The sequence below is a fragment of the Corynebacterium hesseae genome (assembly GCF_037850265.1).
GTDB lineage: Bacteria > Actinomycetota > Actinomycetes > Mycobacteriales > Mycobacteriaceae > Corynebacterium > Corynebacterium hesseae.
On record NZ_CP137211.1, the window covers coordinates 201349 to 215091 of the forward strand.

The 13743-nt window shown below is 62.1% G+C and carries 14 protein-coding genes; 9 read left to right on the forward strand and 5 right to left on the reverse strand.

From position 1 onward, the window contains the following. Position 1: 1 nt before the first annotated feature. Positions 2 to 2434: a transglycosylase domain-containing protein gene (locus tag R3O64_RS01025; RefSeq protein ID WP_246818390.1), complete on the reverse strand. Its 2433-nt coding sequence runs from the start codon at positions 2432 to 2434 to the stop codon at positions 2 to 4. A 178-nt stretch (positions 2435 to 2612) separates the two neighbouring features. Here R3O64_RS01025 and R3O64_RS01030 point away from each other — a divergent pair, with 178 nt between their 5' ends. The 4 genes from R3O64_RS01030 to R3O64_RS01045 are packed head-to-tail and all read left to right on the forward strand — an operon-like array spanning position 2613 to position 4412. Next, a complete protein-coding gene (locus tag R3O64_RS01030; protein ID WP_180952135.1) occupies positions 2613 to 2948 on the forward strand; it encodes a WhiB family transcriptional regulator in 336 nt (111 codons plus the stop codon). A 13-nt stretch (positions 2949 to 2961) separates the two neighbouring features. Beyond that, positions 2962 to 3123, forward strand: coding sequence for a DUF4177 domain-containing protein (locus tag R3O64_RS01035; RefSeq protein WP_154737218.1), 162 nt, complete (start codon positions 2962 to 2964; stop codon positions 3121 to 3123). After that, complete coding sequence (locus R3O64_RS01040) at positions 3123 to 3581, forward strand: RidA family protein (protein WP_070565226.1); 459 nt, start codon at positions 3123 to 3125, stop codon at positions 3579 to 3581. Before R3O64_RS01035 ends, R3O64_RS01040 begins: the two co-directional genes overlap by 1 nt. Positions 3582 to 3599: 18 nt before the next feature. Continuing rightward, entirely contained in the window at positions 3600 to 4412 is an 813-nt protein-coding gene (locus tag R3O64_RS01045) for an MBL fold metallo-hydrolase (protein WP_070524074.1), read from the forward strand. 99 nt (positions 4413 to 4511) lie between these two features. Here the strand turns inward: R3O64_RS01045 and glxR are convergent, their stop codons facing one another. Further along, positions 4512 to 5195, reverse strand: coding sequence for a CRP-like cAMP-activated global transcriptional regulator GlxR (gene glxR, locus R3O64_RS01050; RefSeq protein ID WP_010189962.1), 684 nt, complete (start codon positions 5193 to 5195; stop codon positions 4512 to 4514). 300 nt (positions 5196 to 5495) lie between these two features. Here glxR and nth point away from each other — a divergent pair, with 300 nt between their 5' ends. The 5 genes from nth to R3O64_RS01075 are packed head-to-tail and all read left to right on the forward strand — an operon-like array spanning position 5496 to position 9792. Continuing rightward, entirely contained in the window at positions 5496 to 6155 is a 660-nt protein-coding gene (gene nth / locus R3O64_RS01055) for an endonuclease III (protein WP_339017143.1), read from the forward strand. A 9-nt stretch (positions 6156 to 6164) separates the two neighbouring features. Next, a complete protein-coding gene (locus R3O64_RS01060; protein ID WP_070524075.1) occupies positions 6165 to 6734 on the forward strand; it encodes a TlpA family protein disulfide reductase in 570 nt (189 codons plus the stop codon). Beyond that, positions 6731 to 7408: an NUDIX hydrolase gene (locus R3O64_RS01065; RefSeq protein ID WP_143336229.1), complete on the forward strand. Its 678-nt coding sequence runs from the start codon at positions 6731 to 6733 to the stop codon at positions 7406 to 7408. Before R3O64_RS01060 ends, R3O64_RS01065 begins: the two co-directional genes overlap by 4 nt. Before the next feature lie 38 nt (positions 7409 to 7446). Further along, the gene (locus tag R3O64_RS01070) at positions 7447 to 8634 is read left to right on the forward strand and encodes a MarP family serine protease (RefSeq protein WP_339017144.1); all 1188 of its coding nucleotides are present in this window, start codon (positions 7447 to 7449) and stop codon (positions 8632 to 8634) included. 60 nt (positions 8635 to 8694) lie between these two features. Continuing rightward, a complete protein-coding gene (locus tag R3O64_RS01075; protein WP_339017145.1) occupies positions 8695 to 9792 on the forward strand; it encodes an HNH endonuclease signature motif containing protein in 1098 nt (365 codons plus the stop codon). A gap of 254 nt (positions 9793 to 10046) precedes the next feature. On the opposite strand, the gene R3O64_RS01080 is transcribed toward R3O64_RS01075, so the two are convergent. From R3O64_RS01080 to R3O64_RS01090, 3 genes are read right to left on the reverse strand one after another with little or no spacing between them, the layout of a single operon-like run. Further along, positions 10047 to 11744, reverse strand: a complete 1698-nt coding sequence (locus R3O64_RS01080; protein WP_070524081.1) for an ABC transporter ATP-binding protein — start codon at positions 11742 to 11744, stop codon at positions 10047 to 10049. Beyond that, on the reverse strand, positions 11744 to 12703 hold the full coding sequence (locus tag R3O64_RS01085; RefSeq protein ID WP_070531771.1) for an ABC transporter permease: 960 nt from the start codon (positions 12701 to 12703) through the stop codon (positions 11744 to 11746). The genes R3O64_RS01080 and R3O64_RS01085 overlap by 1 nt, the downstream gene beginning before the upstream one ends. Beyond that, positions 12696 to 13622, reverse strand: coding sequence for an ABC transporter permease (locus R3O64_RS01090; protein WP_070524085.1), 927 nt, complete (start codon positions 13620 to 13622; stop codon positions 12696 to 12698). Before R3O64_RS01090 ends, R3O64_RS01085 begins: the two co-directional genes overlap by 8 nt. Between the last annotated feature and the right edge of the window lie 121 nt (positions 13623 to 13743).

The window sequence follows — 13743 nt, forward strand, 5'->3', positions numbered from 1 at the left end:
GCTAGAGCCCGAAGAAGCTCCGCACATCATTCGTGAAGCGGTCAACGTCTTCTTGAGTGAATAGTGGGTCGGACTGGCCGCCTCCCGGCTCGCCGCCGCTCGGTGCGGACGGGGAGCCCGAGTTGGAGTCCCAGGCTACTGGGCTCGTGCTCGCAGAATCGGAGGAGTCGCTCGCGGAGCCGTCGGAAAGCTGGAGCGTGACCTCCGCGCCCTTCTTCGCGCCGGATGGACCGGTGATGACGCGAACTACCTTGCCGTAGCCCACGCCGGGCGCGGGGACCTCGGTGGTCCTGACCTTGTATCCGGCTTTCTCCAGCGCGGAACGGGCTTGGCTTTCGGACTTGCCCTTCACGCCGTCGATAAGCGGCGAAACCTTGCCGGAGTCGTAGGCCCGGTCGTAATCGGGCACCGTGCCTTTCTGTGCTTCGGGGACGCGCGCGGCCATGGTGTAGAAGGTTGCCGCCGGCTCCTTGCCGCCGAAGAGGTTGCCGCTGGGGCACTGGCGTACCGGGCCGGTGCACAGCGGGCTCGTGGTGGTCCCGTCGTTGTAGATGTACGGTGCGGCAGCGACTGCCGAGTTGAATCCAAGGAAAGCCGAGGACTGGTTGGACTCGGTGGTACCGGTCTTGGCGGCGGCCTGGCCGCTGAAGCCGGCAGCGCGTGCCGAGTCGGAGGCGGTTCCCTTTTCGGTATCGGCGGTCATGTTGTTTTCCAGCGCCTTTGCCACTTCCTTGTCCACTGCGCGTTCGCACGGCGTGTGTTTGAGGTAGACCTCGTTGCCGTGGGAGTCCGTGACTTCCTCGATGGGGTTGGGCTCGCACCACATGCCTTGCGACGCCACCGTCGCGCCCACGTTAGACAGCTCCAGTGCATTCACTGCTGTCGGGCCGAGCGTGAAGGAGCCGAGGTTGGAGTCTTTAATGTGGTCGGCGATGGAGGACTCGCCGTCGTAGCTGCCGGGTTCTTCATAAGAACGCAGGCCGAGCTTGACGGCGATGTCGACCAGGCGCTCGACGCCAAGTTGCTCGGTGAGTTGGATGAAGGGGGTGTTGGGGGAGTAGGCCAGCGTGTCCTGCATGGTCATCGTGGAGGCGTAGCTGCCGGAGTTTTCCACGCAGTACTTGTTGGGCGGGCAGTTAGCTGCGCCGCCGTATCCCAGGCCTTCCGCTTCGTAGCGATTGGGCACGGCCAGCTTGTCCTTGATGCCGTAGCCCGCCTCCAGGGCGGCCGCGGCGGTAAAGAGTTTGAACACGGAGCCTGCGCCGTTGCCCACCAAAGAATTGGGCTGGGGCAGAAGGGTTTCATTGTTGTTCAGGTCGAGCCCATAGGTGCGCGACGACACCATGGCTAGGACCTTGCGGGAATCGGTGCCCGGCTTGATAACGTTCATGACCTCCGCCACGCCCGCCGCATCCGGGGCGGTGTTGCTTCGCACTGCGTTGAGCGCTTGGTCTTGGACGTCGGGGTCAAGCGTGGTCTTAACGGTCAGACCGCCACGCGCAAGGTGCTCGCGGTCGATGCCTTTTTCGTTGAGGTATTCCAGCACATAGTCGCAGAAGAAGCCGCGATCGCCCGCGCCGATGCAGCCGTTAGCCAGGGTTGCAGGGCTGTCCAACACGCCGAGTGGCTGCTGGGAAAAGGCGTCGGCGTCCTCCTGGGAAAGGGAGCCGTTATCAACCATGGCTTGGAGTACCACGTTGCGGCGCTCAGTTACGCCTTCTTCGTTGGTATAGGGGTTGAGGTATTCCGAGGATTGCACCATGCCGGCGAGCATCGCAGCCTGCGGCACGGTGAGGTGCGCGGCATCGGTTCCGAAGTAGGTGCGGCTAGCGGCCTCAACGCCGAAGGAGTGGTTTCCAAAGGGGACGAGGTTGAGATAGTTGGTGAGGATCTCATCCTTGGAGAGCCGGGCATCGATGTCCGTAGCCATGCGCATTTCGCGCAGCTTACGGGCCACGGATTGTTCGGTCGCGGCCTGACGTTCTTCGTCGGTAGTCGCGTTGACCAAAAGGAGGTAGTTCTTTACGTACTGCTGGTCAAGCGTGGATGCGCCCTGGGAGACACCGCCCGCAACCAGGTTGGTCCACAACGCACGGACATTGCCCTGCAAGTCGACGCCCTCGTGCTCATAGAAACGGCGGTCCTCGATAGCCACCACTGCCTTCTTCATGGCGTCCGAGATCTCATCCGGTTTCACTGGATGGCGGCGCTGCTCATAGATATACGCAAGGGGGTTGCCCTTGGCATCCAAGATGGTGCTCACGCCGGGGGTATCACCGTTGGTGAGATCCTGGACGTCTGATTGCATCGTCTCATTGGTCCTGGCCACGGCGACACCGCTGACGCCAGCGACGGGGGCGATGGCCAGCGCGATGAGGATGCCGACCAGTGCTGTGGACAGGACGAGCTTTCCCAGGGATTTGATCACAGTCACCCTCCACACACTAGTGGTTTAGGAGGATATCCGGGAGACCCCCCTAAAGTGTGACCTGTTAGACAGGTATACCGGTCTGTGAATAGACTTACCAAGGGTACATAATATTCCGTCGGGTAGAGGGTTATTCATGATCTTTGAGCTCGACGGGGGTGAGCTTGGAAGGAGTTACCTAGCCATGGCAGTCAGTGTCAAAGGTGCAGGACGGTCCGCAATGGTAAAGAATGCCTCGTTAACCACAGAGCGTGGTGAGTGGGTTACCCAAGCTAAGTGCCGCAACGGTGATCCTGATGCACTCTTTGTACGAGGAGCTGAGCAGCGTAAAGCTGCAGTAATCTGCCGCCATTGCCCGGTGCTCAATGAGTGCCGCGCGGATGCGCTTGATAATCGCGTGGAGTTCGGCGTGTGGGGCGGCCTCACGGAGCGTCAGCGCCGCGCCCTTCTGCGCAAGAACCCGCACATCACGAGCTGGGCCCATTACCTCGCTGAGGGTGGCGAACTCATCGGTATTTAGTAGCATTGAGCCCATGACTAAATGGGAATATGCCACCGCGCCGGTTCTTACGCACGCGACGAAACAAATCCTCGATTCCTGGGGTGAGGACGGCTGGGAGCTCGTCACCATCACCCCGGGTATGAACCCGGAGAATGTTGTCGCCTATTTCAAGCGTCCTGTGGAGGAGTCCTAATGGGTGCGCTTGCCCGCCTTGAAGAGCTCGGCGTCGAGCTGCCTTCTGTCGCTGTCCCCCTCGCGTCCTATATCCCAGCTACCCGCGTGGGAAACCAGGTGTGGACCTCTGGCCAGCTGCCCGTCGTGGGCGGTGAATTGCCGGCTTCCGGCAAGGTCGGCGCAGAGGTGAGCCTAGAAAAGGCGCAAGAATTGGCACGTGTGGCCGTGCTGAACGCTTTGGCTGCAATCGATGGTCTCGTAGGTCTTGATCACGTAACCCGCGTGGTGAAGGTGGTTGGATTCGTGGCTTCGGACCCCTCCTTTACTGAGCAAGCTGCGGTCATCAATGGTGCTTCCGACTTCTTGGGTGAGGTCTTCGGAGATGCCGGAATCCACGCGCGTTCTGCGGTGGGGGTAGCGGTCCTACCGAAAGATTCCCCCGTTGAGATCGAAGTCATCGTAGAAATCGCTGAGTAATCGGATAGGGTTAGAACCATGGAGCATCCTGCATATAGCCAACTGCGTCCCGTGAGCCAGTCCGTCGGTGTCGTGCTGTGCGATAATCCCAGTTACACCGCTTTGGAGGGCACCAATACGTGGATCATCCGCGCTGGAGAAGATTCCCGCGCCATTGTGGTTGATCCGGGCCCGGAGGATGAAGGTCATCTCAACGTCGTGACCGCGAAGGCGGGCGAGGTTGCGCTGATCCTTCTTACCCACCGCCACGATGATCACGCATCAGGCGCCCAGCGCCTGCGTCAGCTCACCGGCGCTCCCATTCGCTCTTTCGATCCGAATTACTGCAATGGGGGCGACGCGCTTGTCGACGGAGAAGTGATCACCGTCGACGGCATCACCCCGCAGCTTGAGGTCGTTCACACCCCGGGTCACACCGCAGATTCCACCTGCTTCTTTGTGTGGTCCGCGGAAGCGAAGAACTCCACCCTGGAGGGCATCCTGACCGGTGACACCATCGCAGGCCGCCACACCGTGCTGCTGTCTGAGACGGATGGCGACTTGGCTGATTACCTGAAGACCCTGGATCTTCTGGAAGAACGCGGCAAGGACGTGGCGCTCTTCCCGGGCCACGGCCCGGACTTGGAGGACACCTCCGCGGTTGCCCGCAAGTACATTGACCGTCGCCACCACCGCCTGGACCAGATCAAGGAGGTCCGTGGGCGCTTGGGTGAGGACGTCGACGTCAAGACTCTCGTTGATGAGATGTATGACGATGTCGATCCGGTCCTGCGTCACGCAGCTGAGCAGTCGACGCGCACCGCGCTGAAGTACCTCGCGGCTCAGAACTAAAGCACTACATAGGAAAATCCCCCGAGAAATTCTCGGGGGATTTTGCGTTAGGACAAGTCGAAGGCCGAGGGCCGCATAGGCGGGCTCGGCCTTTAAGACCTAGCGTGCGCGGCGGGCCAAGTGCTCGGTATCGACGATGAGCACCGACTTGCCCTCCAAGCGGATCCAGCCGCGGTGAGCGAAGGTGGCCAGAGCCTTGTTCACGGTCTCACGGGAAGCGCCAACGAGCTGGGCGATCTCTTCCTGGGTGAGGTCGTGGTTCACGCGCAGCGCGCCGCCCTCCTGCACACCGAAGCGGTTAGCCAGCTGCAGCAGGGTCTTGGCCACGCGGCCTGGCACGTCGGTGAAGATGAGGTCCGCCAGGTTGGCGTTCGTGCGGCGCAGACGGCGGGCCAGCACGCGCAGAAGCTGCTGAGCAATTGCCGGATGATCGGCTACCCACTGCTTGAGCATCTCAGAGTTCATCGTGGCTGCGGTGACCTCAGTGACGCAGACAGCGGAAGAGGTGCGCGGGCCCGGATCGAAGATGGAGAGCTCGCCGAACATATCGGACGGGCCCATCACGGTCAGGAGGTTCTCGCGGCCATCCGGGGCGTGGCGGGCGAGCTTAATCTTGCCCGAGGTGATGATGTAGAGGCGGTCTCCCGGCTCACCTTCCTCGAAAATGGTGGTGCCGCGCGGGAAACGGACGGTTTCCATCTGCTCAATAAGGTTCTGTACTGCTACCGGATCGACGCCCTGGAAAATGCCAGCGCGGGAGAGAATGTCCTGTACGCCTTCCACTGTTACTCCTTAAAGCCTGCGCAGCCCGGAAAACACTGGGACACAAGCTGGTTTGGTTTGATTTGACGCACCTAGTCTCCAGTGCGCCACGAGGCACTGCACAATATCATACAGTGTAATTAGTCACTATTTCCACCAACGTGAAAAATAATCACACGCCTTGAATGGTCTATTTAGTTTTCGAAGGCCGTCGCCTCAAGTTTCTCCATGAGGATGGCAAACAGCGCGAGGCACAGCGGCACAAAGATGACGAGCGAAATCATGCTTCTCATTCTAGCCGCCGTCACTAAGATCTCTTTTATGTCCCCTGACCTTCCCGTGCACCACGATGACGCTGACGAGGCCGCTCGCATCGTTCATATTCGTACCGCCTTGGCGGATGAATATCCCGACGCCGATTGCGAGCTAGATTTCACCACGCCGCTCGAGCTACTTATTGCTACGGTGCTCTCGGCGCAGTGCACGGATGCCCGCGTCAACCAGGTCACCCCGGAGCTTTTTGCTCGGTATCCTTCCGCACCGGATTACGCGGCCGCGGACCGTGCTGACCTCGAGCGCATCCTCCGCCCGCTCGGATTCCAGCGCACGAAGGCCGGCCACCTGTTAGGCATCGGAGAAAAGCTCGTCGCGGACTTCGATGGGCAGGTGCCCCGCGGCATCGACGAGCTCACCTCCCTGCCCGGCGTCGGGCGCAAGACCGCGCTGGTGGTGCGCGGCAATGCCTTCGGCCTGCCGGGGATCACGGTGGATACCCACGTCACGCGCCTGAGCCAGCGTCTTGGGTTGACCGAGGCGAAGACTCCGAGGGCGATTGAGAGAGACGTCGCCAAGCGCGTGCCCGAAGAGGAGCAAACGGTGTTTTCGCACCGCCTCATCCTCCATGGACGGCGCGTGTGCACCGCGCGAAAGCCACGGTGCGCGGCCTGCGTCCTCGCCCCATGGTGCCCGTCGCGGGGTTAAGGTGGAGCAATGAGCCAATATTCTCGGTGGCCCGGATACGTGAAGGCGAGCATCGCTGCCATTGTCGCGCTGGCGGCGCTCGCATTCGTCGGCGTGGTGAACCTGCTTGAGAATGATGAGCCGGAGGTCGCCCTCCCCGAGGCACAGGAGCAAGAGGTGGCCAAGCGCCCCAAATGCCCCGAGGGACCGCTTGCGGGTGTGGACCTTCCGTGCTTGGGTGCGGCCGGCACTGCGGCGGCCAAGAACGTCCAGATCGTCACTGTGTGGGCGTGGTGGTGCGAACCGTGCCGCGCGGAGCTGCCCTTCTTCGAAGACCTTGCGCGAGCGCACCCGACGTGGAATGTCGTCGGCGTGCATGCGGACGCGAACGCTGCCAACGGGGCCGCTCTTCTCAGCGACCTGCAGGTTGATATCCCCAGCTACCAAGACGATGACGGCGCCTTCGCAGGTGAGCTCGGGTTGCCGGGCGTTATCCCCATCACCCTGGTGGTGCGCGATGGCACGGTGGAGGAGAAGTTTGTGAAGCCGTTCGACTCCGCAGAAGATTTGGAGGAGGCCGTCGAGGAGGTGCTCAAGTGAGCCGCCTTTTTCCTGCTCATGCCCCGGAGTGGCTGCGCCCGGCGCTCGGGGTTGATACAGACAAGGTCCAAGAACGCCTCATTCGGCATGTCCCGGCCGCCAAGCGCCGGCGTGAATCGGCAGTATTGGTGCTCTTGAAGGGCGAGAGTTTTGAGGATGGTGAGGTGCTGCTCACGCACCGCTCGCCGTCGATGCGCTCGCACTCCGGCCAGATTGCCTTTCCCGGCGGGCGTAGGGAGGAGGGGGACGCCTCGCTTGTCGACGTCGCCCTGCGCGAAGCCGAGGAAGAAACCGGCCTCGACCGCTCCACGGTCACCCCTCTTGAGCAGTGGGGCAAACTGGACATCCGGGCTACCGGCAACACCGTGAGCCCGGTCCTGGCGTATTGGCATGAACCGGGCACCGTGTGGCCGGCGAGCCCGGCGGAGACCGACGATGTCTTCACCGTCTCGCTGCGGGAGCTGGCGGATCCGGCCAACCGCATGATGGTGGGCTTAAGCCGCTGGAAGGGGCCGGCCTTCCGGGCACGGGGATACGTGGTGTGGGGTTTTACCGCGGGAGTGCTCTCCGGGCTGATGGACCATGCGGGCTGGAGCGTGGAATGGGATAAGAATATGGTTCATGATCTGCGTGACTCACTCAATCGCTCTTTGAATAATGAGAAGATAGGCTAGTTCTGCTCCTTTTTAGCCCTTAAGAAAGTATTCCCCCTGTGTCCCTAGCTGTTGACATCCTGATCGTGATTGCCGTGCTCCTCGCTGTGCGCGTGGGCTGGCGGCAGGGCGCTTTAGCGGCGGTCCTCGCAGCGGTGGGAATCATTGCGGGGTTGGTTTTAGGAACCGTGGTTGCCCCGCTGGTGATGGGGCTGACGGACCAGGCGGCCGTGCGCTTTTTGCTGGCTGTCGGTGTGCTCATTTTGTTGGTGGGGCTGGGGCAGCTGGTGGGGACGTCGCTTGGCATGGCGCTGCGAGACCGCATGCGAACCCGCTCGGGGCAGCGCGTGGATTCGTCGATTGGCGCGGTCTTCCAAGCCGCGGCGGCCATCGTGGTGATTTGGCTGGTGTCCTTGCCCTTGGCCTCCAACCTGGGCGGCCAGCCGGGGCAGGCGCTGCGAGAATCGCGTGTGCTGAGCTCGCTGAATGCGGTGGCGCCCTCGCGCCTGGCGGCGCTGCCGAATGGCTTGGCTGCGCTCCTCAACGAGTCCGGGCTGCCGCCGTTAGTATCGCCTTGGCAGCGATCTGGCGCCGATGTCGAGGTGGATGCGCCGGCGGTAAACATTGGGGATCCCAAACTCGCAGAACGCGTGCGGCCTTCCGTCATTCACGTGCTGGGTGATGCTGAGGCATGCTCGCGCCGCCTCATGGGCTCGGGCTTTGTGACGAAGCCGGACTACGTCATCACGAACGCCCACGTGGTGGCGGGCACGGATAAGGTTCGCCTCGATACGGTCCTTGGCCTCAAGGAAGCGGACGTGGTGTATTACAACCCGGACGTGGATATTGCTGTGCTGCATAGCCCGGGTCTGGGATTGGAACCTTTGCCGTGGGCGGAGCAAGCAGCCGCGACTGGGGACGATGCCATCGTCTTGGGCTTCCCGCAGTCGGGTCCATTCACTGCGGAGCCGGCGCGCGTGCGCGACCGCCTCACCATCGCTGGGCCGGATATCTACTCCACGGGCCGCGTGGAGCGCGATGCCTACACGGTGCGCGGTAGCATCCGGCAGGGCAATTCCGGCGGTCCGATGATCAACCCGGCGGGTCAGGTGCTGGGCGTTGTGTTTGGTGCCTCCGTGGAGGATTCCGATACGGGCTATGCGCTTACCGCGGACGAGGTGGGCGGCCACGTGGGTGATGTCACGCAGCTTGTCGACGCCACCCCAACCGGCTCCTGCGTCGGCTAAGACCAGGTAGTTTCTTCTTCCGGTTGCGGGGCCCACGGTGCTGTTTTAGTCTCTGTGCTCATGGGGGATATTGAAACCTACATCCGCCTACGCAACTCGGGGATTGCGCTGGTGGAACATATACCTGGCTCACCCGATGAGCTCCGCGCGCTCGGCGCCTCTGCTTCCGATGCTGCCGAACTAGCACGCCTTAACCAGGTGTATTTCGGGCCCACCCGCTTTAGCGGCAAACAACGCAAAGCCCGTACCGCAGCCCTTCAACAACGCCACAGCCTCGGCACCCTCACACTCATCGAGTCCTACACCGCAAAAGTCAAGAAAACCCTCGACGCCTGGAACCTCAGAATCAAACTCGCAGGAACACCCGCACACCGCATCCCCACCGTTGCTACCACACGACTGAAAGAACTCCGCTCTAAACGCATAGCCAAACCAGGCGTGCGCATCACCTACCGGGAACAAGGCCCCAACACTCTCTCCATCACTGACGACGCCACCACGATCGCCAACATGCGCGGCGTCTTAGAGTCCACCAACACCACCGACCTGCTTCAAGCCGCCAACGACATCTTCTTCAAAGAGGGCACCGGCTCTAAACCAGCGGTGCGCACCCAAGTCATCGTCACCCTGAACGAGCTCGACCAGATCATCAACGGTGACGGGGACGACATCGAACTCAACCTCACTAACGGCGGGCGCATGACCGGGGCAGAATTCCTCACCCACAAATTCGCCGAAATAGGGTATGCCACCATCGTGCACCCCATTGAAGGACCCATCGACACCTGGCGGCTATCACGAGGGGCAAACTTCAAACAACGCCTTACCCTGCATGCTGAATTCCACACGTGTTCTAGACCAGGCTGCAATAAGCCCGCTGATTACTGCCAAGTCCATCACCTCATCCCCTGGCAGGCAGGAGGCTACACCAACATCAAGAACCTGACGTTCTTGTGCGCCTACCACAACGGGATCAATGATGATGACCCACAAAGGCCTACCGGGCGCGGCTACATGTACCGGCTTAACACCGGGGTCAGCTTCATCCCACCCTGGGGCACACCAATCACCGCAATGCCCGAATACCAAGAAGCAGTAGCCAGACTCGCCGCCGAACAAGCAGGACAACCACCAGAGGAACCACCCGACAGCAGCTAACACCCACAGCCACTAAACACAGAGAGGACAACGCCAACTACCGATCCCGCCAACCCAAAGATGGTTGACGGGCACATCGGTGATCCCTGCAAACCGCAGCATGGTGCGCGGGGAAATCGGGGATCCTGGTCGCGATTCGACTGCCGTCAGACGCAGTAGGAGCAACGGGACGCTTAGCCCTTAAAGAGCGAGCCCCCCTTAAAGGCGAAACCCGCCAGCCGGATGAAGGCTGACGGGTTAGGCGGCGTTGTAGGTTAGTGGCCGGTGCCGATTTCCAGGTGCATGCCCGGAACCGAGTTGATGAGGTTGCGGGTGTATTCCTGCTGGGCGTTGTCGAAGATGTCGTCGGCGGTGCCCTGCTCGACGGCCTGGCCCTTCTTCATGACCACGACGTCGTCGGCAGTCTGGCGGACCACCGCGAGGTCGTGGGTAATGAAGAGGTAGGACAGGCTGAGCTCCGATTGCAGCTCCGCGAGCAGCTGGATGATCTGGTTCTGCACCAACACGTCCAGGGCGGAGACAGCCTCATCGAGGACGATGACCTCCGGGCGCAGCGCCAGCGCACGGGCAATAGCGATACGCTGGCGCTGGCCGCCGGAGAGCTCGTTGGGGTAGCGGCGCATGGCGGAACGGGGCATGGAGACCATGTCGAGAAGCTCGGCAACGCGGGCCTCACGCTCCTTGCGCGAGCCCACCTTGTGCAGGGCCATAGGTTCCTCGATGCACTTGTAAATCGAGTACATCGGGTCCAGCGAACCGTAGGGGTTCTGGAAAACCACCTGCATCTTGCGGCGGAGTTTAAACAGCTCCTTCTTCGACAGCGTCGAGGTATCGCGGCCTTCGAACTCGATGGTGCCGGAGGTCGGCTCCAAAAGGCCCAGCACCATGTTGGCCACCGTGGACTTGCCGGAGCCGGACTCGCCCACCAACGCCAGGGTGGTGCCGCGGCGGATATCGAAGGAGACATCGTCGACGGCCTTCAATAGCTTCTTTCCGCCGCGCTGGCCACGGATATCGAATTCCTTGGTGAGGTTGCGGACCGAGATGACCGGGGCCTGAGCCGCGGAAGATGAATCTGCAGCGGTGGAGCCGATGGCCTCGCCCGACTTGAGTTCCTTGGCTTCGACGCCGGCTTCCTTGGCCGCGCGGATGCGGGAGGAAGCGAGGGAGGGGGCGGCGTCGACAAGCCGGCGCGTGTACGGGTGCTGCGGGGAGCGCAGGATCTCACGCGAGGGGCCCGATTCCACGATGCGGCCGCGGTGCATGACGACGAGGTGCTCCGCGCGCTCGGCGGCCAGGCCAAGGTCGTGGGTAATGAAAAGCACCGCGTTACCCAGCTCCTCGGTAAGGTGCTCCAGGTGATCCAAGATGGTCTTTTGCACCGTCACGTCGAGGGCGGAGGTGGGCTCGTCGGCAATCAGCAGCTTCGGGCGTGCAGCCAGACCGATCGCGATGAGCGCGCGCTGGCGCATACCGCCGGAGAACTCGTGGGGGTACTGCTTGGCGCGGCGTTCGGCGTCGGGAAGCCCGGCTTCCTCTAGAAGCTCCACGACGCGCTGGTGGCGCTCGGAGCCCTCCACCACGTGGTTGGCCTTGAGGGATTCCTCGACCTGGGTGCCGATGCGCCACACCGGGTTGAGGTTGGACATCGGATCCTGCGGGACCAGGCCAATCTTGTCACCGCGCAGCGACTCGAATTGCTTGTTGTCGTAGTGGGTGATGTCCTCGCCCTCGAAGAGGATTTGGCCGCCGGTGACCTTGCCGGTGCCCGGCAGCAGGCCCAGGATAGACATCGCCGTGGTGGACTTACCGGAGCCGGACTCGCCCACAATCGCCACGGACTGGCCCGGGTAGATGGACATGTTGACGCCGCGCACTGCCTCAACTACACCGGTGGAGGTGGTGAAGGAAATGTGGACGTCCTTCATTTCAAGAAGTGGAGAGTTAGTCATTAGCGCTTCCTCGCCTTCGGATCGAGTGCATCGCGGACGACGTCACCCATCATGATGAAGCTCAACACGGTCAGGCCCAAAGCACCCGCCGGGTAGAACAGGACTGCCGGAGCAACGCGTAGTGAAGCCTGCGCGTCAGAGATATCGCCGCCCCAGGACACGAACGTCGACGGCAAGCCAATGCCCAGGAAGGACAAGGTGGCCTCCGCGACGATGTAGGTGCCCAGCGCCACGGTGGCATAGGAGATGATGGGCGCGGCCGCGTTCGGCAGGATGTGGCTGAACAGGATGCGCCAGCTCGACGCGCCGATGGAGCGGGCGGATTGGACGAACTCCTCGTTCTTGATGGAGACCACCGCGCCGCGCGTGATGCGGGCGATGGAGACCCAGCCGAAGAGTCCGAGCACCAAGACCACCGTGACGATGGTGCGGTGCTCCTTGAACATCTGCATGACCACGATGGCGGCGAGCACCAGCGGGATGGCGAAGAAGATGTCGGTGATGCGGGACAGGACGGAGTCAATCCAGCCGCCGAAGAAGCCGGCGATGGCGCCGATCAAGGAGCCCAGCACCACGACGAGGATGGTGGTCAGGACGCCGACGGCAACCGACGCGCGCGCACCGTAGATCACGCGGGCGTAAATGTCGCAGCCCTGGCGGTTGAAGCCGAAGGGGTGGCCCGGCTCGGCGGGGGCGAGGGACTTGGACAGCTCGCACAGGCGCGGGTCGGTGCTCGTGAAAAGACCCGGTGCGATGGCTAGGAGGATGGCCACGAGGATCATCACGGCCGCGATCCAGAACAGTGGGCGGCGGCGCAGGTAGCGCCAGGCCTCGCCCCACTGGGAGGACGGGGCGGACTCGTCCTTGACGGCGTCGACGGCGCCGAGGCCCGTTTCATCGGTTTCCGAGACGAAGTGCTCTTGGCCCGGGTAGGGGGTGTTTTTCTCGAAATTAGGCATAGCGGATCCTCGGATCAAGTACGGCGTACAGGAGGTCAACGAGCAGGTTGGCGATGATGTAGATGATCACCAGCACCGTGGTGAAGGAGACAATCGTGGTTGGCTCACCGCGCAGGATGGCCTGGTACATCGTGCCGCCGACGCCGTTGATACCGAAGATGCCTTCGGTCACGATGGCGCCGGTCATGAGCGCGCCGATATCAGCACCGATGAAGGTGGCCACGGGAATCAGCGAGTTGCGCAGCACGTGGCGGAGGGTCACCGCGCCGTTGGACAGGCCCTTCGCGCGAGCGGTGCGCACGTAGTCGGCGCGCAGGTTCTCAGCCACGGACTGGCGGGTCAGGCGAATGACGTAGGCCAGGGAGAGCGCGCCGAGCACCATGGCCGGCATGAGGAGGGACTTCACGGTGGCGTTCGCTCCGACGGTGACCGGCAGGACACCCCACTTGATGCCCACGAGGTACTGGAAGACGAAGCCGATGACGAAGGACGGCACTGCGATGACGAGCAGGGAGATGACCAACACGGTGGAATCGAAGAAGCCACCGCGGCGCATGCCGGCGAGGACGCCGAAGAGGATGCCGAAGACGGATTCAAAGATGATGGCCATGACGGTGAGCTTCACCGTGACCGGGAAGGCGTTGGCCATCACTTGGGTTACGGGGACGCCGGAGAAGGTCGTGCCGAAGTCCAGCATGAAGATGCCCTTGATGTAGAGCAGATACTGAATGATGAACGGCTTGTCTAGGTTGTATTCCGCCTCGATGCGGGCGCGGGCAGCCTCGGTAAGGCCGCGGTCACCGCCAAGGGCTTCGACGGGGTCGCCGGGCATCAAGAAGACGAGCGCATAGATGAGTAGGGTGGCTCCGAAGAACACCGGGATCATCTGGAGCACTCGGCGCCCGATATAGCGCAGCATAGTGTGGTCCTTTACTCGTTGTGGGCAGGTGCTTGTCGACGCCTTCTTAGCAGGCGCCTACGTAGCTCATAAGAATTTTAGTGTGTGATCCAAGTCTGCGAGAAATCTATAGCGCGTTTCG

What these genes read in the sequence shown, in the direction of transcription:
- R3O64_RS01080 (WP_070524081.1), bottom strand. Translation starts at nt 11,744, where the DNA reads ATGACTAACTCTCCACTTCTTGAAATGAAGGACGTCCACATTTCCTTC.
- R3O64_RS01030 (WP_180952135.1), top strand. Translation starts at nt 2,613, where the DNA reads ATGGCAGTCAGTGTCAAAGGTGCAGGACGGTCCGCAATGGTAAAGAAT.
- nth (WP_339017143.1), top strand. Translation starts at nt 5,496, where the DNA reads ATGTCCCCTGACCTTCCCGTGCACCACGATGACGCTGACGAGGCCGCT.
- R3O64_RS01035 (WP_154737218.1), top strand. Translation starts at nt 2,962, where the DNA reads ATGACTAAATGGGAATATGCCACCGCGCCGGTTCTTACGCACGCGACG.
- R3O64_RS01085 (WP_070531771.1), bottom strand. Translation starts at nt 12,703, where the DNA reads ATGCCTAATTTCGAGAAAAACACCCCCTACCCGGGCCAAGAGCACTTC.
- R3O64_RS01040 (WP_070565226.1), top strand. Translation starts at nt 3,123, where the DNA reads ATGGGTGCGCTTGCCCGCCTTGAAGAGCTCGGCGTCGAGCTGCCTTCT.
- R3O64_RS01090 (WP_070524085.1), bottom strand. Translation starts at nt 13,622, where the DNA reads ATGCTGCGCTATATCGGGCGCCGAGTGCTCCAGATGATCCCGGTGTTC.
- R3O64_RS01060 (WP_070524075.1), top strand. Translation starts at nt 6,165, where the DNA reads ATGAGCCAATATTCTCGGTGGCCCGGATACGTGAAGGCGAGCATCGCT.
- R3O64_RS01045 (WP_070524074.1), top strand. Translation starts at nt 3,600, where the DNA reads ATGGAGCATCCTGCATATAGCCAACTGCGTCCCGTGAGCCAGTCCGTC.
- R3O64_RS01075 (WP_339017145.1), top strand. Translation starts at nt 8,695, where the DNA reads ATGGGGGATATTGAAACCTACATCCGCCTACGCAACTCGGGGATTGCG.